The sequence below is a fragment of the Petrocella sp. genome, from assembly GCF_059865615.1.
In genome coordinates this window covers 90,903-112,229 of record NZ_JCBCDA010000110.1, presented here as the reverse complement: position 1 = coordinate 112,229, position 21,327 = coordinate 90,903, and the positions used below count along the sequence as shown (strand labels likewise).

At 37.0% G+C, this 21,327-nt stretch carries 24 protein-coding genes and 1 pseudogene; all 25 read right to left on the bottom strand.

All coding sequences use genetic code 11. The features are described 5' to 3' along the window. Positions 1-16: 16 nt before the first annotated feature. The 25 genes and pseudogenes from AC6F8J_RS12435 to AC6F8J_RS12315 all read right to left on the bottom strand — a co-directional run bounded on the left by AC6F8J_RS12435 (position 17) and on the right by AC6F8J_RS12315 (position 21,320). Positions 17-814, bottom strand: a complete 798-nt coding sequence (locus AC6F8J_RS12435; RefSeq protein WP_500723675.1) for an RnfABCDGE type electron transport complex subunit B — start codon at positions 812-814, stop codon at positions 17-19. A gap of 15 nt (positions 815-829) precedes the next feature. Then, entirely contained in the window at positions 830-1,408 is a 579-nt protein-coding gene (gene rsxA, locus AC6F8J_RS12430; protein ID WP_500723674.1) for an electron transport complex subunit RsxA, read from the bottom strand. A gap of 6 nt (positions 1,409-1,414) precedes the next feature. Then, on the bottom strand, positions 1,415-2,020 hold the full coding sequence (gene rsxE, locus AC6F8J_RS12425; protein WP_500723673.1) for an electron transport complex subunit RsxE: 606 nt from the start codon (positions 2,018-2,020) through the stop codon (positions 1,415-1,417). After that, positions 2,021-2,608, bottom strand: a complete 588-nt coding sequence (locus tag AC6F8J_RS12420) for an RnfABCDGE type electron transport complex subunit G (protein ID WP_500723672.1) — start codon at positions 2,606-2,608, stop codon at positions 2,021-2,023. Continuing rightward, positions 2,608-3,543, bottom strand: coding sequence for an RnfABCDGE type electron transport complex subunit D (locus AC6F8J_RS12415; RefSeq protein ID WP_500723671.1), 936 nt, complete (start codon positions 3,541-3,543; stop codon positions 2,608-2,610). Before AC6F8J_RS12415 ends, AC6F8J_RS12420 begins: the two co-directional genes overlap by 1 nt. A gap of 9 nt (positions 3,544-3,552) precedes the next feature. Next, entirely contained in the window at positions 3,553-4,875 is a 1,323-nt protein-coding gene (gene rsxC, locus AC6F8J_RS12410; protein ID WP_500723670.1) for an electron transport complex subunit RsxC, read from the bottom strand. Positions 4,876-5,231: 356 nt separating this feature from the next. After that, positions 5,232-5,774 (bottom strand): ATP-binding protein, encoded by a 543-nt coding sequence (locus tag AC6F8J_RS12405; RefSeq protein ID WP_500723669.1) that lies wholly within the window; start codon positions 5,772-5,774, stop codon positions 5,232-5,234. 10 nt (positions 5,775-5,784) lie between these two features. Then, a complete protein-coding gene (locus AC6F8J_RS12400) occupies positions 5,785-6,120 on the bottom strand; it encodes a DRTGG domain-containing protein (RefSeq protein ID WP_500723668.1) in 336 nt (111 codons plus the stop codon). Continuing rightward, a complete protein-coding gene (locus AC6F8J_RS12395) occupies positions 6,117-7,436 on the bottom strand; it encodes a [Fe-Fe] hydrogenase large subunit C-terminal domain-containing protein (protein WP_500723667.1) in 1,320 nt (439 codons plus the stop codon). Before AC6F8J_RS12395 ends, AC6F8J_RS12400 begins: the two co-directional genes overlap by 4 nt. Positions 7,437-7,497: 61 nt before the next feature. Further along, positions 7,498-7,923 (bottom strand): ATP-binding protein, encoded by a 426-nt coding sequence (locus AC6F8J_RS12390; protein ID WP_500723666.1) that lies wholly within the window; start codon positions 7,921-7,923, stop codon positions 7,498-7,500. Continuing rightward, a complete protein-coding gene (locus tag AC6F8J_RS12385; RefSeq protein ID WP_500723665.1) occupies positions 7,907-8,275 on the bottom strand; it encodes a DRTGG domain-containing protein in 369 nt (122 codons plus the stop codon). Before AC6F8J_RS12385 ends, AC6F8J_RS12390 begins: the two co-directional genes overlap by 17 nt. A 193-nt stretch (positions 8,276-8,468) precedes the next feature. Then, positions 8,469-9,110 (bottom strand): annotated as a pseudogene (hisIE, locus tag AC6F8J_RS12380) (bifunctional phosphoribosyl-AMP cyclohydrolase/phosphoribosyl-ATP diphosphatase HisIE); the annotation flags it as partial. Continuing rightward, positions 9,111-9,872, bottom strand: coding sequence for an imidazole glycerol phosphate synthase subunit HisF (hisF, locus tag AC6F8J_RS12375; protein WP_500723664.1), 762 nt, complete (start codon positions 9,870-9,872; stop codon positions 9,111-9,113). Between the two features lie 4 nt (positions 9,873-9,876). Beyond that, positions 9,877-10,599 carry a 1-(5-phosphoribosyl)-5-[(5-phosphoribosylamino)methylideneamino]imidazole-4-carboxamide isomerase gene (gene hisA / locus AC6F8J_RS12370; protein ID WP_500723663.1) on the bottom strand — a complete coding sequence of 241 codons (723 nt, stop codon included), beginning with the start codon at positions 10,597-10,599 and terminating at the stop codon, positions 9,877-9,879. A 75-nt stretch (positions 10,600-10,674) separates the two neighbouring features. Then, complete coding sequence (gene hisH, locus AC6F8J_RS12365; protein WP_500723662.1) at positions 10,675-11,277, bottom strand: imidazole glycerol phosphate synthase subunit HisH; 603 nt, start codon at positions 11,275-11,277, stop codon at positions 10,675-10,677. A 10-nt stretch (positions 11,278-11,287) separates the two neighbouring features. Continuing rightward, entirely contained in the window at positions 11,288-11,881 is a 594-nt protein-coding gene (hisB, locus tag AC6F8J_RS12360; RefSeq protein WP_500723661.1) for an imidazoleglycerol-phosphate dehydratase HisB, read from the bottom strand. Between the two features lie 9 nt (positions 11,882-11,890). Further along, positions 11,891-12,952: a histidinol-phosphate transaminase gene (gene hisC / locus AC6F8J_RS12355; protein WP_500723660.1), complete on the bottom strand. Its 1,062-nt coding sequence runs from the start codon at positions 12,950-12,952 to the stop codon at positions 11,891-11,893. Next, positions 12,945-14,240 (bottom strand): histidinol dehydrogenase, encoded by a 1,296-nt coding sequence (gene hisD, locus AC6F8J_RS12350; RefSeq protein ID WP_500723659.1) that lies wholly within the window; start codon positions 14,238-14,240, stop codon positions 12,945-12,947. The genes hisC and hisD overlap by 8 nt, the downstream gene beginning before the upstream one ends. 12 nt (positions 14,241-14,252) lie before the next feature. Beyond that, positions 14,253-14,888: an ATP phosphoribosyltransferase gene (hisG, locus tag AC6F8J_RS12345; protein ID WP_500723658.1), complete on the bottom strand. Its 636-nt coding sequence runs from the start codon at positions 14,886-14,888 to the stop codon at positions 14,253-14,255. Positions 14,889-14,936: 48 nt separating this feature from the next. Next, a complete protein-coding gene (hisZ, locus tag AC6F8J_RS12340) occupies positions 14,937-16,187 on the bottom strand; it encodes an ATP phosphoribosyltransferase regulatory subunit (protein WP_500723657.1) in 1,251 nt (416 codons plus the stop codon). Positions 16,188-16,383: 196 nt separating this feature from the next. Beyond that, entirely contained in the window at positions 16,384-18,066 is a 1,683-nt protein-coding gene (locus tag AC6F8J_RS12335) for a DEAD/DEAH box helicase (protein ID WP_500723656.1), read from the bottom strand. Between the two features lie 180 nt (positions 18,067-18,246). Beyond that, the gene (locus AC6F8J_RS12330; protein WP_500723655.1) at positions 18,247-18,783 is read right to left on the bottom strand and encodes a Holliday junction resolvase RecU; all 537 of its coding nucleotides are present in this window, start codon (positions 18,781-18,783) and stop codon (positions 18,247-18,249) included. A gap of 1 nt (position 18,784) precedes the next feature. Beyond that, complete coding sequence (gene queG, locus AC6F8J_RS12325) at positions 18,785-19,780, bottom strand: tRNA epoxyqueuosine(34) reductase QueG (RefSeq protein WP_500723654.1); 996 nt, start codon at positions 19,778-19,780, stop codon at positions 18,785-18,787. A 26-nt stretch (positions 19,781-19,806) separates the two neighbouring features. Beyond that, on the bottom strand, positions 19,807-20,535 hold the full coding sequence (locus AC6F8J_RS12320) for a pseudouridine synthase (RefSeq protein ID WP_500723653.1): 729 nt from the start codon (positions 20,533-20,535) through the stop codon (positions 19,807-19,809). A 224-nt stretch (positions 20,536-20,759) separates the two neighbouring features. Continuing rightward, positions 20,760-21,320, bottom strand: coding sequence for a hypothetical protein (locus tag AC6F8J_RS12315; RefSeq protein ID WP_500723652.1), 561 nt, complete (start codon positions 21,318-21,320; stop codon positions 20,760-20,762). Positions 21,321-21,327 lie beyond the last annotated feature (7 nt).

Genomic DNA, 21,327 nt, shown 5'->3' with positions numbered 1-21,327 from the left:
TGTATTAACCATAATATTAGTGTTGTGAGATCGCTTTAGTAGGACAAACTTCAATACATGCACCACATTGAACACATTTATCATAGTCGATTTTTGCTAAACCATTCGTAAAGGTAAAGGCATCATATTCGCAAGCCTTAGAGCATTTGCGACAACCAATACAACCTACACTACATGCTTTCATTGTATCTTTACCTTTTTCCTGAGAGTTACAATTAACGCGTACTTTTGATGCTAAAGGTATGATTTCTATGATGTCTTTTGGACACGCAGATACACAGAGACCACATGAAGTACATTTTTCTTCATCCACGACGGCAAGACCGTTAACTACATGAATGGCATCGAACATACAGGCCTTGACACAGCTACCCAAACCAAGGCAACCGTAAGAACAAGCTTTTGAGCCACCACCTTGAACTTGGCTTGCATCGATACAATCTGCCACACCCATATAGGTATATTTTTCCTTCGCTTTGTCACAATCACCGAAGCACTTAACAAAAGCTGTAGTTGGATCAAGATCACTTACTTCTACACCCATGATTCTAGCAACTTCGTCTGCACAAGTTTGACCGCCAACGGGACAACCACTGGTTTTAGCGTCTCCTTCGACTACAGCTTTAGCAAAAGCATCACATCCTGCATATCCACAAGCACCACAATTGGCACTTGGCAAAGCTTCTCTAACCTCTGCAACGAGAGGGTTGACATCAACGGCAAATTTTTTGGCGGCATACCCAAGTCCTAACCCAAAGATTAATCCAAGGCCGCCAATACTTAGAGCCGAAAATATTATATTTGTCATTTCCATCCTAATACCTCCATCTTATTTGATCAATCCTGTAAATCCTAGGAAAGCAATCGCCATAAGCCCGGCAGTAATAAGTACGATTGGATATCCTTTAAAAGATTTTGGAATTGGATTGTATTCGATTCGTTCCCTAATACCTGCCATTAAGACAATCGCTAGCGTGAAACCAATAGCGGTACCCAAGCCACTAACGATGCTCTTAAAGAGTGAATACTCATTTTGCATATTTATAACGGCAATACCAAGTACAGCACAGTTGGTTGTAATAAGAGGTAAAAACACCCCAAGGGCTTGATATAAAGAAGGGCTTGTTTTTTGTATAATCATCTCAACCAATTGAACAAGGGATGCTATGACAAGTATAAATGCTATGGTATACAAAAACTCAATATTAAATTTCTTAAGTATAAATTCATAAACGATATAGGACATAATTGATGCCAGAGTCATAACAAATGTAACGGCAAGACCCATTCCAAGAGCAGTCTCCACTTTTTTAGAAACACCTAAAAATGGACAAACACCTAAGAACCTTGAAAGTACGATGTTGTTGACCAAGATGGCACCGATAAAAAATAATAATAAATCCATCATAACCTCCTAATTTCTATTGGCTGCTTTTGCCAAAACATAATTAAATGCTGCCAGTAATACACCTAGAACTAAGAACGCACCAGGCGCTAATATCATTATTGATATTGGAACAAAGTTAGCAGGCATAACACTCAGACCCAAAAGTGTCCCAGCACCTAAAATCTCTCTAACAGCACCAATGGCGCCAAGAGCAAGTGTGAAACCAAGACCCATACCCAATCCGTCAACAACGGATATAAATGGCTTGTTCTTTGAAGCAAAGCCTTCTGCACGTCCTAAAATAACACAGTTAACAACAATAAGTGGTATGAATAGTCCAAGTGAAGCATAAAGTGCCGGAACAAATCCCTGAAGCATAAAATCAACAATAGTTACAAATGAGGCTATAATGACAATGAATGCCGGTATCCTTACTTTAGAAGGTATAATGTTCCTTAGAAGAGAAATAACCAGATTGGCCATAATCAATACTGTAGTTGTAGCAAGCCCCATACCAATACCGTTTTCGGCAGAAGTTGTAACAGCCAAAGTAGGACACATGCCAAGTACTTGGATAAAAACAGGATTCTCATCTAAAATACCTGATTTGAATCTTTTTATAACACTTTTCATCTATTTCACCTCCGCCATATTGTCATTATAATATTGAGTGGCAACATTTACCGCATTCGTAACAGATACAGAAGTTATGGTAGCACCACTAATGGATGTTATATCACCAGGATTACCGGTTGGCGCACCTTTAATAACGGTTAAGGGTGCAACGGGTTGTCCCTCGAATTCAGATTTGAAGGCTAATTCTGTAATCTTTGCACCAAGACCCGGTGTTTCATTATGTCGAATGACATCGACACCAAGTATTTGATCATCCATGCCGATACCGACCATTAAAGCTATATTGCCTCCATAACCTTCTGTTGCCGTCATCTCAAAAGCATAACCAATTATTGCACCATCTTTTGTCGCTTCATACAGATTTACAATGCCTTGTTCACTAGAACCTTCTTCTAAATCAATTAATGAAAATTCAGTAGCCTCAAAAACGACGGCTTTTAATGCGTTATTTTTGAGTTTTTCTTGCTGTATACGAATTGGTTCTTTGGTAACTTCATAAGTTAACCCAAGTAGTGTTCCAGCAATCACAGTAATCATGAATAGAATCATAGCATTTTTAATGATGTTGTCTGATTGTTTAGCCATTATTTTGCCACCTCCCCAAATGATTTTGGAACTGTGTATTTATCAATAAGTGGTACAAAAAGATTCATAATCAAGATTGCAAATGATACACCTTCAGGATACCCCCCGAAAAGTCGAATTAGAGCTGTCAGCAAACCACATCCTAAGCCCATAATGATTTGTCCTTTTGGAGTCGTTGGTGAGGAGGCATAATCTGTTGCCATAAAAAAGGCACCAATCATCAATCCACCCGAAAAAATATGATAGCCTAAAAAAGTCAAATCAAAACCTTTTCCTCCAAATAACAGAACCATAATGGCCGTCGTAGCAATATAAATGGTGGGTATACGCCATGAAATCACTTTTCTTGCCATCAAATACAGACCACCAATTATTAAAGCAAGGGCTGAAGTCTCACCTAAAGAACCTGGTATTGTACCAATAAAGGTATCAAAAAGTGGCGGCATCATCTGCCCACCTTCTTTAATAATCCCAAGTGGTGTTGCAGCACTAACGCCATCTACAAATCCCCATGTGGTCATTAGACCCGTGAAAGAAATCAAGAGAAAAGCTCTCGCAGCCAAAGCAGGGTTCATAAAATTTTGTCCTAGGCCACCAAAAAGTTGTTTGACAATGATAATAGCAAAGAAACTACCCATAACTGAAACCCACCATGGAATAGAACTTGGTAAGTTAAGTGCCAGCAGCAACCCAGTTACAGCAGCAGATAAATCCATTGCAGTGTTTTTTTGTTTCATTAGTTTTGTATAACCCCATTCCGCAAAAACACTAGATAGGATACAAACAACGATTGTACTAAAGGCACCGACACCAAAATAATAAATTGCAAAAAAGGCAGCGGGTGACAAAGCAATTAAAACATCTAACATCGTTTTTTGAATCGAATCTCTTGATTTAATATGCGGTGATGAAGAAATTATATACATATCTGACATATGAGCCTCCTAAGATTTTCTTCTGTTTGTAAGGATTTGTTTCTTGGTTGTCCTAAAGGACTGGAGTAAATGCCTTTTCGATGGACAAATATAAGAACATGCACCGCATTCCATACAATCCATACCGTTATACGCCTCAAATTCATCTTCAACCTGTGCCAATGCAAATTTATTTAATTCAAAAGGTAAAAGACCCATTGGACATGCGCTAACACATTTACCACAACGCATACAATTACTCTCATCTTCTGTTGCTATGGCTTTTTTCGTTAAGCATAGAATGGAAGAAGAACCTTTTATAATCGGAACATCCATGGTATACATAGCAAAACCCATCATAGGTCCACCGGAAATGATTTTGGCCGGCTCTTCAACAAAACCGCCTGCAGCTTCAATCAGTTCCTTATAACTGGTACCCAGTCTAACTTTAAAGTTTTGAGGTTCTTTAATAGCATCACCTGTAACTGTAACAATCCTGCGCGTTAAAGGTCGTCCACGATCAACCGCTCTATGAATGGCAACAATGGTATCCACATTTTGAACGATGCACCCAACTTCAAAAGGTAGTTTTCCAGAGGGTACTTCTCTTTTTGTTGCTGCATATATGAGTTGTTTTTCAGCACCTTGCGGGTACTTCGTATGTAATGTAATCACATCAATACGCGGCTCTGCTTTAGCTGCTTCTGTTACTTTTTTGATAGCATCTGGTTTATTTGCCTCAATACCAATAATCCCCTTAGCATCTTTAAACATACTTAGTAAAACTTTAAGGCCGGCAATCAGACGATCTGTTTCTTCTAACATAATACGATGATCTGACGTCAAATAAGGCTCACATTCAGCACCATTTAAAATGATATAATCAATTTTTTTATCCGGTGGTGGTGAAAGCTTTATATGGGTTGGGAAGGTCGCGCCTCCCATACCTACAATGCCCGCATTTTTAATAATCCCTAATAGCTCTTCGTTTGTCAGGTTCTTATAATCATGAGCTTGATTCAAACTTGGATCATCTTCATAGAGATGATCATTTTCAATAATAATACCCTTGCACTTAAACCCATTAGGGTGTTCCACTTCTTCTATGGACTTGACGGTCCCTGAAACACTACTAAAGATTGGTGAAGAAACAAATGCTTCTGAATCAGCGATTTTTTGTCCTAATAAAACACGATCACCTTTTTTGACAATAGGTTCACATGGTGCCCCAATATGTTGTGCCATTGGAAAAATTAGATCTCCAATCGGCTTTAATATTTTTATGGGTTTTTGATTCGTTGATTCTTTGTGATCCGGTGGATGAATTCCACGTTTGAAAGTAAATGCTGCCATAGGCAACCTCCATTCTGTTTTTATTTGCAACTGTTTGATTTACAAACTAAAACTGCCCTAGACTTATTATTAACTTGAGTCTTTAAACCCATATACAATGCATCATGGCTCAGTACATATAATAATACAAATGGACTTTCACCACAACAATTGATACATAGTTGACAATGTTACGAATCATGTTTAATTTCTCCAAGACTCATTATACATGACTTTACAGCGTATTATGTATACATACTGTATTTATAAAAAACAAATTCAGGAAACAATCAATCCATTATCGTCTTAACTTTACCATCGGATTGTGCCTTTATTTTGTTTGTTTTTTAATTTAACACTTTAACCATTATTTATTGTTATTCTCGAAGCTCATCAAGAGATTCAGTTAGATATTCTTTCAACCATTGTATTACACTTATTGAAGTTAAAGGCACATCTTCCAAAGCTTCCTGCAAAGCTTTCGTACTGACTTCAAAGCTATTTTCATTATAGTTATGCCTATAACAAATATCAATGTTCTCATTGGAAGTGATGAGTCCGATTATTGTATTTACAATATCACCCATAGGAGGACGATCAATGTGGTCATATACCATCATAGATTTTAGCCTTGTACCACAATTAACTTGAGACTCAATCTTCAAATAACCATCACATAGACGACAGTTTTCATCTAATAATGGTATACCTAGACCCACTTTCCGAAGGGTACGTGATGTGGTGAAAGGATTCCTGATCGTACTTAGAATCTCATCTGGAATACCTTTTCCATTGTCTTGTATATCAAAGCGAAATTCATTATTGTATATGTCCTCAGAGACGGATATAAGAATTTGACTCGCACCACCACGAACACTATTGGTTGCAATATCTAATATATGCATGGACAATTCTTTCATAAGATTACACCTATTCCAAACCGTTTTTAGACAATAAGGCAGCTGATTCATAAGAGGATAAGTGCGTCGTCATAATAACAATATCTTCTTCATTTGCTTTTGAAATAGCATCTTCGTCCACTTTAAAGCCTTCGGTAACAATAATACAAGCAACATTAATCAAGGTACCGACTGCGATGATATTAATGTGGCCTTGTATGGTAATCCATGCGCACTGCTCTTTCGCTTTTCCCATAACAATACTTAGCAAGTCGCCAACAAATCCTGATTGAACACTATTATTCTCATAAATTGATTGGGTCACTACAGTTGCATCTAGTATTTTTTGAACATCGTTTATGGTCATGATTCTCTCCTATTCTGATCAATGGAAGGTGGTAAAATACCACTAAGTGACATCATTTCCTCTGCCATGGACCTTACCTTTTCTCTTAACATAAAAATACAGTCTTCAATAATTGCATCTCCTCTAACGACATCTTCAGCAAAAGCCTTACACGTTGGAGCGCCACAAGATCCACAATCAATTCGAGGTAATGTTTTGTGTAAATCATCAATCTGTTCCATTTTAGTCAAAGCCACCATCATATTGTCATCCAATTTTCTGACATGTGTCACTTCAAGGGCATAGTCCCATTTGAGTCGTATTTTCGGATTAATAATGTTTAGATCTCTTGTTTTTCCATGTTGCTTGACATACTTTTTTATTTTCCCCATTCGATTCGTACTCACAAAAGAGTTCTCAACCGTCAAAGGTCCACCTAAACATCCATTCACACAAGCCAAACATTCAATAAAATCAACATCTAACTTATTGTTTTCAACTCTTTCTAAGATGGTAATGACATTTTCAATACCATCAACAGCAACCAAATTATAGACTTTTGAAGCAAGACCTTCTCCACCACTGGCAGCCCATCCAATTCCATTAGCTGAACTCATTTGAATGATTTCAATATCTTCCGGTTTCAGTTTATTAATAACCGGTATTAACTCTAAGTATATGTCTTTCATAGATATAACACCATCAACATCGCTGGTTTTAATTGTTTGAGGTTGTCTGCTATTGGTAACTTTTGCTGCGCATGGTGTTATAAAGAAAATACCGATATCTTTACTTGCAAGTCCCTGATCCATCAGATATTGTCTGGCGTAACGAGCTATAGCCTCTTTAGGTGAAATGATCGGCATAACATTATCAATTAATGAAGGGAAACGCATTTGTATTAACTTGACAATGGCTGGACATGCCGAAGATATAACTGGACGATTGATTTTACCTTCATTCAAAAGCTGTTGGCTATATGCAGTAACAACTTCTGCCGCTTTTGCAACCTCAAAAACTTCATCAAATCCAATTTTCTTAAGTGCTGTAAGCACGATATTAGGATTTCTAAGCTTTTTAAACTGAGTATATAGGGTTGGTGCCGGTATTGCAACCTTATATTTGAATTTGTTGATTTTATCCAGAGGATCGGTTAGTGCTCGTTTAGCATGACTTTTACAAACACGAATACACATACCGCAATCAATACAAAGTTCATCTGTAATTTCTGCTTTTGAATGTCTGACACGAATGGCTTCTGTTGGACAACGCTTGATACAATCCGTACAACCTATGCAACGATTCTTATCAAGGGTTACTGAATGGTAATTTCCCATAACATGATGCCTCCTATAGAACTCTTTATGACAATGACGCAACTACTAACACAATTTTTTCTTAAGCTTGTTCAGGATAGAGCTTTACTGTAATTTCAACCGTTGTTCCTTTACCTGGTTCTGATTCGATTTGAAGAATATCGGCATGTTTTTTCATATTGGCAAGCCCCATACCTGCACCAAATCCCATTTCTCTAGCCAATCTGGATGCAGTCGAGTAACCGGCCTTCATAGCAAGCTCAATATTTTCGATACCTGGTCCTTCATCTTTTAGAACTACATGTACATGATCTGGCATAATCTCAGCATCTATAACGCCGCCATGGGCATGAATAACCATATTGATCTCGGCTTCATACATGGCAACGGATATCTTCCTAATAATTTCCGGTTGTATAGCAAGTTGTTTTAAGACTTTTTTCACCTTACTGGAAGCCACACCTGCAGAAATAAACTCACCACCTTCAACATCAAAATGTAAGTTCATTATGGGCAATCTCCTCTCCTATAAGGCCGTTCTTAAACAAAAGACCTGAAGCGGTAAATAATGAGTGCTTGGTCGTCATTATCACGATGTCTCGACGATTGGCCATCTCAATTAAATCCGACCCAGGTTCTTTACCTCTTACTATGACAATTGCTTTTATATCTAACATTTCAGCGGTTCTTATAACTTGAGGATGAACCAAGCCTGTTAACAGAACAATGTTATTTTGTACATAAGCTAAAACATCACTCATTAAGTCACAACCATAACCAAAATCAATTTCTTGATTCATATCACCCTTGCCTGCAATGACTTGTGCGTCTAGAATCTCTTTAATTCGAGTAAGATGCATTCCATTACCTCCATCGTTATCATTTTAACAATCATTATCATTTACAAAGAACATTTTGTCCATTCATATGACATTGTATAACCTATGGACGTAATAGTCAAGAATATTATATGATTTTCACAAAAAAGAAGCTCATTAGGAAAGTCTTAGAAAAGATATATTGCAAAGAACTTTCCAGTAGAAAACAATTTAACTATCGCCTCTTATCAAGTTCTTTATATATATCTTCCCAATTAGCACCTTTTTCTACCATAAGTACGGTTAAATGGTATAACAAATCTGATATTTCATAAACCATTTCTTCTTTACCTTCATTTTTTGCACCAATAATAATTTCTGCCGTTTCTTCTCCGACTTTTTTTAAGATTTTATCAATCCCTTTTTCAAAAAGATAATTGGTATACGAACCCTCTTTAGGATTAACCTTTCGATCCATGACTACATCAAAGACACCACTTAAGACATCTTTTTGCTTAAAGGTATCGACTTCCAAATAGTCACCCTCATTCTTATCTAAATATCTATAGAAGCATGAATAAGCACCTGTATGGCATGCGTTACCTTCTTGGTGTACTTTAAGAAGCAACGTATCTTGATCACAATCGAGTGCAATTTCTTTAACTGTTTGATAATGACCGGATGTTTCGCCTTTAATCCATAAGGATTTACGGCTTCTGCTATAGAAAGTGGCTTTACCGGTTTCAATCGTTTTCGTATAAGCTTCTTCATTCATGTAGGCCATCATAAGCACTTGGCTTGTCATATAATCTTGCACTATAGCAGGAAGTAGACCGTCTTCCCCAAGTTTGAAATCATTAAAATTCATAATATTCTCCTATCTTCTTACAGGTATATTTTGATTATGTAAATAGTTTTTTAAATCAACTATTTCCATTTCTTTAAAGTGAAATAAAGATGCGGCGAGCGCTGCATCTGCCAGACCCTCTGTCAAAACGTCTGAAAAATGTTTCATTGTACCGGCACCACCGGATGCTATCACAGGAATGCCCACAGCTTCACTTACTGCTTTGGTCAATTGTACATCAAACCCGGCTTTTGTACCATCACAATCCATACTGGTTAATAGAATTTCCCCTGCGCCAAGAGCTTCTGCTTTTTTTGCCCACTCAATGGCATCTATATGTTTATTAATTCTACCACCATTAATATAGACATCCCATGATTTACGTTTATCGTTTCGTTTTGCGTCCATAGCGAGAACCACACATTGACTTCCGTATTTTAAAGCGGCTTCTTTAATGAGCTCCGGACGATTTACGGCCGCAGAATTAACAGCAACCTTGTCAGCGCCTGCCAGCAACATAGCTCTAAAATCTTCAACTGTTCGAATGCCGCCTCCTACTGTTAAAGGGATAAAAATCTCCTTTGCGGTTTTCTTTACCACATCCACAATGGTATCACGCCCTTCATGAGAGGCTGTTATGTCCAGAAAAACAATTTCGTCTGCCATACTTTTATTATATGCTTTGGCAACTTCTACAGGATCACCTGCATCTATGATGTTTATAAACTGAACACCTTTAACAACTCTGCCTTTATCAACATCTAAGCAAGGTATGATTCTTTTTGATAACATAGGGTCACCTACTTTCAAATTGTCGAATAGCCTTTTTCAGATTAATGGCTTTTGTGTATAGGGCTTTTCCAATAATGACACCTTCCGCCTGAATTTGAGATACTTTCTCTAGGTCTTCATAATTAGAGACGCCACCTGAAGCAATGATAGTCATACCAGTTTCTTGAATCAACTGCCTGGTCTGTTCAATATTCGGACCCAACATCATCCCATCTTTAGCAATATCGGTGTAGATTATGGTAGTTATACCCATGGATTTAACCTTCAAGCATAAATCAAGAGCGGATATGTCACTTACTTGCTCCCAACCGTGAATGGCCACCATACCGTCTTTTGCATCAATACCTACTACGATGGCCTCGTGACCGAATCTATTTACTGCTTCTGAAACAAGCTCCGAATTTTTGATGGCCACTGTGCCTAAAATGACCCTTGTAATCCCAACAGACAACCGTTCTTCAATGTCTTGAAGTGATCTTATTCCGCCACCAGTTTGCACAGGTATTTTAACGCTTTTTACAATATTAGAGATGGTCTCTCTGTTTTTCCATGTGCCATCTTGTGCGCCATCTAAATCCACAACATGAATGTAATTGGCACCGGCATCTTCCCACTGTTTAGCGACTTGGACGGGGTCCTTATCATACACCGTTTCTTTCTTATAGTCACCTTGCACAAGACGTACTGCCTGACCGTTGATAATATCTATTGCTGGATATAACCTCATAATTGTCCTCTTTCTCGGGTTAAAGTATCAAAAAGATACCGTGAATCTTAATTTTGATATTTTAACCTACCTAGTTTATAAAAAAGCAAAATTTTCTAGAATCTTCAAGCCTACATCACCGCTTTTTTCTGGATGAAATTGTAAGCCGTATATATGATCTTGTTGAGCTGCAATCTGAATATCTTTACCATAGTAGGTTGTTGCAGAAACAACATCCTCATCTGTTTCCAGATGGTAGGAGTGAACAAAATACACGTAGGCTTCTTCAGGTAGCCCGTTAAATAAAGGTGATCTTTTCTGTATATTGAGTGCGTTCCATCCCATATGAGGGATTTTTAGATTCTCTACTTCCAGTTTAATAACCTTGCCTTTTATAAGTCCAAGACCAGTATGAAATCCAAATTCAGTGCTGGTGTCAAAGAGCAATTGCATACCAAGACATATACCAAGAACCGGTTTGCCTTCAGCTTTCATATCTATAAGTAGTTGGTCGAGCCCTTTTTCTCGAAGGCGTTTTATGGCATCACCAAATGCACCAACACCAGGTAATATAAACTTATTCGCTGTCTTTAAGATTTCTTTGTCAGAAGAGGTAAAGTGCTCGACACCAATAAAATCAAGAGCATTGCACACACTTTGTAGATTCCCCATACCATAATCAATTATACCTATAACCATAGCTTCACCCCTATTCCAACATGCCCTTGGTTGATCTTGTGCCTATAATACGCGAATCAAAAAGAGTGGCTTGATCAAGTGCGTTGCCAAAGGCCTTGAAAATGCCTTCAACAATATGATGGTTGTTTGAACCATCCAGTAATTTGATGTGTAAATTCATACCGGCATGGACGGCTACAGCCATAAAAAACTCTTCAACCATTTCTACATCCATATCCCCAAGGCGAAGTGATGTTAGGGCCACATCAAAGTTCATGTAGGGTCTGCCGGATAAATCAAGTGCACACAAGACCAAAGTTTCATCCATTGGCAAGATACAAGACCCATAACGCTTGATGCCAGCTTTATCACCAATGGCTTCCCGAATACATTTACCAAGTACGATTCCTATGTCTTCTATGGAGTGATGACAATCCACTTCTAGATCGCCCACGCAGGTTATCTCAAGATCGAAAAGCCCATGTTTAGCAATATGGGTTAGCATATGATTGAAAAACCCAATCCCCGTCTTCAAAGTTGATTTGCCGGATCCGTCAATATTGAGCTTCATTTCAATGTCTGTTTCTTTTGTTTTTCGATGCATAGTACATAAACGATTTGTCATAGCTCCTCCTTAAAGTTCATAAGTCTTTATTAATGCCATGAGACGTCTGTTCTCATCTTCTGTTCCAATTGTAATCCGCATATGATAAGCAAGTCTACCTGTATCGCCAAAACTTCTTATGAGAACTCTATGATCCTGTAGATAGGTCATTAAATCCATATTCTTAATTTTAACAAGAATGAAGTTAGCTTTTGACGGATAGACCCTTTCAAAACAACTCATACTCAAGAAAAACTGATATAATTTTTCTTTTTCCTTTTTGATTCTATCAACTAGAGCATTATAGTAATCTATATCCTCTAATATGAAAAATGCAACTGCTTGAGAAAAGGCGGATAAATTGTAAGGTGGTTTTGCAATATTGACCACTTCAATCATCTCCCTACTTGCAATACCATACCCGATTCTAAGACCTGCAATACCATAGGCCTTAGAAAAAGTCTTTAACACAATTAAGTTGCTGTAGGTATGAATATAGGAAACCATGGAGTCGCCATCAAATTCTTCATAGGCTTCATCAATAATAACAGGACAGTCCACATAATCTAAAATCATCTTCATGCCTTCAATTGAAGCTCTATTTCCAGTAGGGTTATTGGGTGTACAAATGAATACAAGCTTAGGCTTATGGTCCTTATATCTCTTTAGGATTAAATCATAATCATAATCATAATCGTCATTTAGTTCATAAGATATAACTTTGCCATGATTAAGTACTGTTGATAAACCATACATACTAAAAGAAGGATTGGGTACGAGGACACCATCATCCGGTTCCACAAATACTTTTATAATCAGATCAATAAGCTGATCTGATCCCACTGTACATATGATTTCATTTTCGGAAACACCATGATAAGCGCCAAGCTTTTGTCTTAAAACATGTACATCTGTGTCAGGGTAACGGGTTAGATTGTCTTTTTCATCTACCCAAGACTTTATTCTTTCAAGGACATAAGGGCTATGTATGTAAGGATTTTCATTGGCATCCAACTTAATATCATAAGCCATAAGTGGTGTATGATAGGGTTTGAAATCCAATAAGTCCTTACGTATGTAATCCTTAATCATTTTCAAACCTCACTTTTATGGCGTTAGCGTGGGCATCTAGTTTTTCAGATTCTGCAAAATAGATCACATCTTCACTGAGTGACTTTAGTGCATCCCGTCCAAAAAAAGTAATACTGGATTTCTTAATAAAATCATCCACTGACAAAGGTGAAAAGAACTTTGCCGTTGCATTTGTTGGCAGTACATGGTTAGGGCCCGCCATATAATCCCCAAGCGGCTCAGGTGTATGATTTCCAAGGAATATTGCACCTGCATTTTTTATAAAAGGCATCAGTTCAAAAGGATTCTTCGTACAGATTTCCAGATGTTCCGGTGCAATCTCATTGCTGATGGCCACAGCATCTTGTAACGTATCAACAATAATAGTAACACCATAATTCGTTAATGAGGCTTCTATAATCTCTTTACGCTTTAAATATGCGGTTTGACGCTCTATTTCTTCCTTTACCTTTTCAGCAATCGTCTTACTTGTTGTAATCAATACTGAAGAAGCGAGTTCATCATGTTCTGCTTGAGACAGAAGATCGGCTGCTATGTATTTGGGGCTAGATGTTTCATCCGCAATAACCAGAACCTCAGATGGCCCTGCTATAGAGTCGATACTGACGTGACCATAAACAGCTTTTTTTGCCAAAGCAACAAAAATATTACCGGGTCCAACAATTTTGTCAACTTTTTTTATGGTTTCAGTTCCAAAAGCTAAAGCTGCGACGGCTTGAGCACCACCAATTTTATAGATGGTTTCAATCCCACAAATATCAGCAGCCACCAGTATTTGGGGGTTGATGTTACCGGTAGAATCCGGTGGCGTGGTAACAACTATCTCTTTTACACCTGCAACCAATGCCGGAACCACATCCATAATAACAGAGGATGTGTACACAGCCTTACCACCTGGTACATAGACACCGACGCGCTCAAGTGGGGTGATTTTTTGTCCCATGATACTACCGTCTTCTTCAGTATCAAACCAGCTGTATTGCTTCTGCTTTGCATGAAAAGCATATATCCTGTCCTTGGCTTTTCTTATAACTCGAATCAGCTTCTCATCTACAAGGTCATAGGCCTTACTAATTTCCTCAGGTGTTATTTTCATTGTCGTTTGATCTAATGTTACTTTGTCAAACTCGGCTGTATATTCTAATACGGCTTTATTCCCCTTGGTTTTCACGTTCTTTATGATTTTTGCAACGCTTGTCTCATAATCTCCATAAGAAGCTGGCGCTCTGTCTTCCAAAAGTTTCTTAATATCAATAACTTCACCTTGTGTAAAATCGTATACTTTCATACTTAATCTCCTTTACTGGATGATATCTCTTAAACCATCAATAATACGGTTAATACGCTGATTTTCCATCTTCATACTGACACGATTAACCACGACCCTTGCAGAAAGTGGACATATTTTTTCAAGTACCACTAGACCGTTTTCCTTCAAAGTAGCACCGGTCTCCACGATATCTACAATCACTTCTGACAGCCCAACAAGAGGTGCCAGTTCTATGGAACCATTTAGTTTTATAATCTCAACTTTTTGATTCTTTTTATTATAAAAATAGTCCTTAGCAATATTGGGATACTTAGTAGCAACGCGTATAGAGGAACTGTGCAAAAGCTGATTACGAGCACTTTCCGGACCGGCTACCACCATATCACAGACCCCAAGTTTTAAATCAAAAACTTCATATAAGTTTTTACGTTCTTCTAATATTGTATCTTTACCAACCACACCAATATCTGCAGCACCATACTCCACATAGGTTGGCACATCGCTGGCCTTTGCCAAAAAGAACTTTAGTTTTAGTTCTTCATTTACAAAAATCAGTTTTCTTGTATCACTTTTCATCTCTTCACATGTAATACCAACTTCTTCTAAATAAGCTAAAGTCTTTTTAGCCAATCGCCCTTTAGCAAGAGCAAATGTTAAATATCTCATAATATTCACCTTTCATCCTGTTCTTTTTAGAATCCGTTATTCGATCTCTTAGAAAAGTGATTTAACATCCACCGTGTTTCTTTCATTGGTTTTTAGATTAACCAGTTCCACTTCATCTAGAGACAAAAAATTCATAATACCACCAATACGATTCTTTTTACCATAGGTTATATTCTCGTCTAAATCACGATCCAACATTCCAATCTCAATCCGCATGCCTTCTCTACGCATACGATCGGCGACAGATATAGCCATAGTTCTGGATTTTCGGTTATATAACAATAAAGTATCCGTACTCGGTACCTTAATCTCAATATGTTGTCTGTCTATACTGTTCATGACTTCATCCACAATTATAGCAAAGCCTACAGCGGGTGCACTATGACCGAATTCTTCCAACAAGGTATCATAACGGCCACCATCTACAATAGATACACCTGTTCCGAAAGTGTAGCCTCTAAAGACAATACCAGTGTAGTAATTAATCTGACTCACCATACCAAGATCAAAAGAAACATATTGTTCAACTTTATAATCACATAGAATACTATAAATACGTTCCAACCGCTCTAATGCAGCTAAAGCCTTTTTATTCATAGTCGTTGCTTTAGCTTGCTCTATCACCTTCACATCGCCAAAGAATTTAGGTAGATCAAGAAGTACCTTCTTATGAGATTGATCTAACTCAAGGCTGTCTAGCAACTCTTTTACTGCTATATAATTTTTTTGATCAATCAACATTCGTAATTCTTCTTCGTACTTTGAATCTAGACCAGCTTCTTCAAGCAAACCTTTAAAAAATCCGGCCTGACCAATATCAATTTGAAAATCTTTTAGGCCTACTGCCAACAAAGATTGAATAACAATTGCAATTATTTCGGCATCGGCATCTTCATTATCAATACCAATTAATTCTACGCCTGCTTGAGTGAATTCTCTTAACTTCAACTGATAGCTTTCGATATTTCTAAAAGCATTGCCAAGGTAACAGAATCTTTTAGGTATATTTTCATGATGGTATCCCGTTGCCATCATTCTAGCTACTGAGGGTGTAATATCCGGTCTCATAACCAAAATATTACCATCAGAATCAAAGAACTTATACATATTCTTAATATCTATCGTACCTGAATCATGACTAAAAACATCAATATATTCAAAAGTTGGTGTCTGTACATCTAAAAAGCCATAATGATGAAATACAGCCATGATCCGTCTTTGGATTTCATTTTTCTTTAGAGCTTCATTACAATGAATATCTCTTACACCTTCCGGTGTATGTAATTGCTTATCTCTCATATGCGCCTCCAGTGCTTTGTTATGGTAAAGTGGTAGATTGCTAATTCGATAAATTAAATATTATTATAAAACAATTCCTAGATCCTGTCAACCGTAAATCCCATGAATTCATATTATCACAAAAATAAATTTCTTAATAGTTCTTTTAAAAAAAGCCTCTAAGCTTTTACCCTTAGAGACTTCCTTACTTTTATTCTTATATATTTTTTTCTTTTGAAGTCTTAGCAATCTCAACAGAAACTTTTTTATTATTAATCTTATTGCCTTCCATCTTCTTAAGGACAATTTTGGCAATATCTTTGTGAACGTCGACAAAAGTAAACTTGTCAAGCATATCAATAGCCCCTATTTGGCTACCTTTAACATTACATTCACCTGCAATAGCACCAAGAATATGTTTTGGCTTCAAGTTATCCTTATTACCGACATTAAAAAACATACGAACCATATCCTTGTCATCTCTTTTACGATTTCTTTGAGTACCGGCACCTCGTTCACCACGGCTGCCACGATCTCTGTTGCTGCCAAAAGATTGACGCTGACGACCTTTATCATCACCAAGCTTAAAGTTAATGTCATTTTCATGATGATTTTTATCTAATGATAATGTTTTTTTAATTAATGCAGCACAAATTTCTTCAAGAGGATGAACCGTATCAATTTGATTCAAAATAGACATATATTCATGCATGTCTCCGCCCCTTATGATTTCATCAAGTTCATCAATAAAATCAGTGATTTTAGAAGCATTGACTTCTATATTGGTAGGAATAGCAATTTTTTCAATGACCGTTTTAGTATAACTTGTGATATCTCGAAGTAAACGACGGTCTCCGGTGCTGACAAGGGTAATGGCACGTCCCTCTTTACCTGCACGTCCGCTTCGACCGATTCTATGTACATAATAATCTGCCTTATCAGGAACATCATAATTAATTACGATATCCACATTCTGTATGTCAAGACCACGTGCTGCGACATCGGTAGCAACAAGAACATTGATTTGAGAATTATTAAACTTCTTTAGAACATCCATACGCATTTCTTGTTTAAGATCTCCATGGATCTTATCGGATGAAAAATTTCTAAGCATTAAGGCATCACACACATCATTTACAGATGATTTTGTATTACAAAATACGATACAACGATTTGGCTTATCAACCTCAAGTATTCTTGAAATGGCTTCAATCTTATGACTTCTTTTAACTTCAAGATATTGTTGTGTTATTGTATCTGCTGTGATTAGCTTCGACTTCACTTTTATAAGTTCAGGGTCTTTTTGATAATGTTTTGTAATATCAATAATACTTTGAGGCATGGTAGCTGAAAAAAGGACCGTCTGTACATTGGCTGTGTCCATATTACTAAGCACCTGCTCAATATCTTCTCTAAAGCCCATTTTTAACATTTCATCGGCTTCATCAAGAATCATGGTATGGATATCATCTAACTTGATGGTGCCACGATTAATATGATCTATGGTTCGTCCGGGGGTTCCAATGATGATTTGTACTCCCCTTTTAAGTTGGGTAATCTGTCTGTAGATTGGCTCACCACCATATACAGCGACTGTTTTTATATTTCTCATGTACTTCCCAATTTTGTTAAACTCATTTGCAACCTGTACCGCCAACTCTCTAGTTGGGCATAAGATGATTGCTTGAGGACTCTTTACCACAGGGTCAACTTTTTCAAGTAAGGGAATGGCAAAAGCAGCTGTTTTTCCTGTCCCTGTTTGAGATTGTCCAATCAGGTCTTTTCCTTCAAGAAGTATAGGGATCGCTAACTCTTGAATATCCGTTAACTGTTCAAAATTCATATCCTTAAGCGCTTTGTAAATTGAATCTGATAAACTTAATTCTGAAATATTATTCATGTTTTCCTCTTTCTAATGGCACATATGGATCCATCAAGAAAGTAACATAAACAACACCTGTTTACCCATAATTCCGACATTTGATGAATCCAAACGATTGATTTTGTGCAAATTTTTTACATTTAATCGCACAATTGCTAATTATATAGCATAAGAAACTTATTGGCAAGTTTTTTAGCATTATTCTCCGTTATTACTAAGGTATTTGCCTAATGCTTCTAGATAATGTACAAGATAACCCGATTTGCTTTTGATTTCAAGGGTGGCATCAAAGGCAGACATAGGTATGGATTTACGGCCACCGCTTCTTGCTTCTTCCCAATGCTTCAATATGATTCTAAAAGGCAGGAAGAAATAACGGTTCTGCTTAGAAAAATAAATCAACATAAAGGCAACACCTTCTTGTTTTTCAAACGTTTGCATATAAGTAATCTGATGTTCATGGATGTTTTTGAGTGGGAAATATTCTTTTGAAGTCTCTTTGGCATCGAAACAAATGGGAATGCCTTGAACAACACCAATATAGTCTACACTGCTTTTTTTCTCAAAATAAGCCAATGTTATGGTGCCACTTTCTTTCCCTAAGGTTATGGGTTTGATCGGCGTTGGGATTTTTTCAATAAGTGCCAGACCATGTTCTAAATAGCGTTCATTGGTTATATTAACCATTTCTTCTAATGTACTACCTCTTAAACCTCTAGAACCCCAATAAGCCATATTACTCCACCTCGATGTTTTCTAAACGCTTTATTGCTCTTTGAACTTCACTACGGATGATACTTCTATCGTCATGTTCATAATTTTTCAGGATATCTATCATCCCAGTGTCACCCGAATTACCTATAGCCGCAATGGCGTTGCGTTGCAAAGTTCGCTTGCCTCGCCATCCGGAAGCCGTCTTTTTGTAGGTCGCATTAAACGTAGCCTTATCTATATTAAGCAAGTTGATTAGGTTCACGTCCTTGTCAACTAAGAGTTCTACAAAAGGATTCTGCACTTTATTATTGGCAGGACATCTAATCTGACAAATGTCGCATCCATAAATCATACGCCCAATCATCTTAGATTCTGCCTCTGATAATTCTTTTTTTTGGGTCAAGTAAGATATACATCTACTACTATTTATGGTTCCATCTCCAATAATCGCCTTTGTTGGACAAGTTACTTTACATATCTGACAAGTACCACATGGCATGGCTTCCATCACATAATCTATAGCCTCTAAATCATAATCAATGAGTAAGGCGGCTATGTTAACATAACTTCCCATGGTTTTATGATAGAACATATTGTTACGACGTAAGACACCTAATCCGGAACGTACCGCGATGGCACGGTCGGATAAAGGAGATGTATCGCAGAGCTTAACGCCATGTATATTATAGTTTTCTACTAGAAATAATTGTAGCTTTTCAAGATGTTCATCTAAAACAGTATGATAATCAACAGAAGCAGTACCACTCGCCATATGTCCGGTATCACTTGATGATTTGGTTCTAGAATAAGGCTGATGAGGCTCTAAGATACAAATGAATGATTTGCCATCTTCTTTGATTCTTTTAGGATCTATTAAATCAGCAAGAGAATCCCTAACTTCAAATGGACAATCTAAATAATGCTCTTGCCTATAGTGGTAGTCATCCTCTAGGTAATAAAAAGGCATAGCACCAGCAAAGCCAACTGCTTTTATACCTAAAGAATTACAAAACTTCATAATATTTTCTTTTATTACCTTAGCCTTCATTCAAACACAGCCTTTGCAATTGTATTATATATGTCAGGATAGTCGGCAATAAATGGCTTATAATAACGTATATTATCTAGCTCTATATCCCCTTCTATAAACTGATAACTATAAGCATGAAGCAACTGATGGCTTATATCATATTTATGCTTCATGCTATAATTTATGTGGGTATTTCCATATTTATTATCACCAATAATTGGATGACCGATGGATGCTAAATGGACACGTATTTGGTGTGTTTTGCCTGTCTTAATCTCAATTTCTAATTCTGTAAAAGATGCATTCCATCTAATAGGTTTAACAAGGGTATGAATCATAAGATCACCATCTGAATCTATACGTACTTTATTGTGATTGTGATCTTTTTGAATGTAATCTTTCAGTTCTATTTCTTTATCTAGTTTACCGATTACAATAGACCTATATAATTTTCTTACTTCTTGATTTTTAATCTTTAGGTTTATCCTTTGAGCCATAGTTAAGGATTTTGCTGAGAGGATAATACCTGTGGTATTTCGATCTAGGCGATTGCTTACCCCTATTTTGAATCCTGTGTCCATTTGAAGATTTTTTTCTTTATAATGGGACCGAATTTGATCCACTACTGACAAAGCGGAACCATCATCTTGAGATAATATTCCAGCGGCCTTGTTTATGACAATAAGATCATCGTCTTCATAAATCACATCCAATATCCTACCCTCATCAAATCTTTTTTCCATCTTTTTTAAAGCAAAGTGATTATAGGTTTCCTTCGTAAAGTAAACTTGGATGGAATCTCCTTCTCTACATATCTCCTGGCCACTTATTCTTTTCTTATTTAATGTAATATTTTTTTTGCGAAACATTTTATAGCAAAAACTTTTCGACATACCGGGCAATATCTTAAGTATGAACTTATCTATCCTCTGGTTTTGATTTTGAGGTGTAATATTTATTTCGACCATTACATACCATTCTGCAATAATGCCCTTTCAATACTTACCATTTGTTTGCTGCTTGTTTTATCTGATGCTAGCTCAAGTGTATCTAATGCATTCATCAACTCACTTGTCTTATCATAAGATAAAACGGTTACTTGAATGCCTTTATCTTTCAACATGTGCTGGATAGATTGACGAATAAGATTATGATCTTGCTTATACTTTTTACTAGGAAGACAAAGAATTAAAGTATAAGAGTCACCAATAAGTACCGCATCCAAGAAGTAGGTTGATTTACCTCTTATTATAAGTAGTTCAAACAATGTTTTATAGGCGTCTGCACTTAATCCCTTAACTAGGTCATCAGAAATACTCCTGTAAGGACTATAGGCAAAATATTGTGAAGCCTTTTGAGCCGTTGGTAAAATCAATAAAACAGCTACAATTGTAAAATAGCTTTTTTGACTACCCATAATCATGATACCTACTAAGTATACTGTCATAAATATAACAACGCCTATAAAAGCCTCTTTTAGACACTTATGTTTGCTATAATCAATGTAGCCTTGCGTACCTTGATTCATGATTTTC

Bases quoted from the DNA above. Each gene is read 5' to 3' on its own strand.
- AC6F8J_RS12435 (WP_500723675.1), bottom strand. From the start codon at position 814: ATGGAAATGACAAATATAATATTTTCGGCTCTAAGTATTGGCGGCCTT.
- rsxA (WP_500723674.1), bottom strand. From the start codon at position 1,408: ATGATGGATTTATTATTATTTTTTATCGGTGCCATCTTGGTCAACAAC.
- rsxE (WP_500723673.1), bottom strand. From the start codon at position 2,020: ATGAAAAGTGTTATAAAAAGATTCAAATCAGGTATTTTAGATGAGAAT.
- AC6F8J_RS12420 (WP_500723672.1), bottom strand. From the start codon at position 2,608: ATGGCTAAACAATCAGACAACATCATTAAAAATGCTATGATTCTATTC.
- AC6F8J_RS12415 (WP_500723671.1), bottom strand. From the start codon at position 3,543: ATGTCAGATATGTATATAATTTCTTCATCACCGCATATTAAATCAAGA.
- rsxC (WP_500723670.1), bottom strand. From the start codon at position 4,875: ATGGCAGCATTTACTTTCAAACGTGGAATTCATCCACCGGATCACAAA.
- AC6F8J_RS12405 (WP_500723669.1), bottom strand. From the start codon at position 5,774: ATGAAAGAATTGTCCATGCATATATTAGATATTGCAACCAATAGTGTT.
- AC6F8J_RS12400 (WP_500723668.1), bottom strand. From the start codon at position 6,120: ATGACCATAAACGATGTTCAAAAAATACTAGATGCAACTGTAGTGACC.
- AC6F8J_RS12395 (WP_500723667.1), bottom strand. From the start codon at position 7,436: ATGGGAAATTACCATTCAGTAACCCTTGATAAGAATCGTTGCATAGGT.
- AC6F8J_RS12390 (WP_500723666.1), bottom strand. From the start codon at position 7,923: ATGAACTTACATTTTGATGTTGAAGGTGGTGAGTTTATTTCTGCAGGT.
- AC6F8J_RS12385 (WP_500723665.1), bottom strand. From the start codon at position 8,275: ATGCATCTTACTCGAATTAAAGAGATTCTAGACGCACAAGTCATTGCA.
- hisF (WP_500723664.1), bottom strand. From the start codon at position 9,872: ATGTTATCAAAAAGAATCATACCTTGCTTAGATGTTGATAAAGGCAGA.
- hisA (WP_500723663.1), bottom strand. From the start codon at position 10,599: ATGAGGTTATATCCAGCAATAGATATTATCAACGGTCAGGCAGTACGT.
- hisH (WP_500723662.1), bottom strand. From the start codon at position 11,277: ATGGTTATAGGTATAATTGATTATGGTATGGGGAATCTACAAAGTGTG.
- hisB (WP_500723661.1), bottom strand. From the start codon at position 11,881: ATGACAAATCGTTTATGTACTATGCATCGAAAAACAAAAGAAACAGAC.
- hisC (WP_500723660.1), bottom strand. From the start codon at position 12,952: ATGATTAAGGATTACATACGTAAGGACTTATTGGATTTCAAACCCTAT.
- hisD (WP_500723659.1), bottom strand. From the start codon at position 14,240: ATGAAAGTATACGATTTTACACAAGGTGAAGTTATTGATATTAAGAAA.
- hisG (WP_500723658.1), bottom strand. From the start codon at position 14,888: ATGAGATATTTAACATTTGCTCTTGCTAAAGGGCGATTGGCTAAAAAG.
- hisZ (WP_500723657.1), bottom strand. From the start codon at position 16,187: ATGAGAGATAAGCAATTACATACACCGGAAGGTGTAAGAGATATTCAT.
- AC6F8J_RS12335 (WP_500723656.1), bottom strand. From the start codon at position 18,066: ATGAATAATATTTCAGAATTAAGTTTATCAGATTCAATTTACAAAGCG.
- AC6F8J_RS12330 (WP_500723655.1), bottom strand. From the start codon at position 18,783: ATGGCTTATTGGGGTTCTAGAGGTTTAAGAGGTAGTACATTAGAAGAA.
- queG (WP_500723654.1), bottom strand. From the start codon at position 19,780: ATGAAGTTTTGTAATTCTTTAGGTATAAAAGCAGTTGGCTTTGCTGGT.
- AC6F8J_RS12320 (WP_500723653.1), bottom strand. From the start codon at position 20,535: ATGGAAAAAAGATTTGATGAGGGTAGGATATTGGATGTGATTTATGAA.
- AC6F8J_RS12315 (WP_500723652.1), bottom strand. From the start codon at position 21,320: ATGAATCAAGGTACGCAAGGCTACATTGATTATAGCAAACATAAGTGT.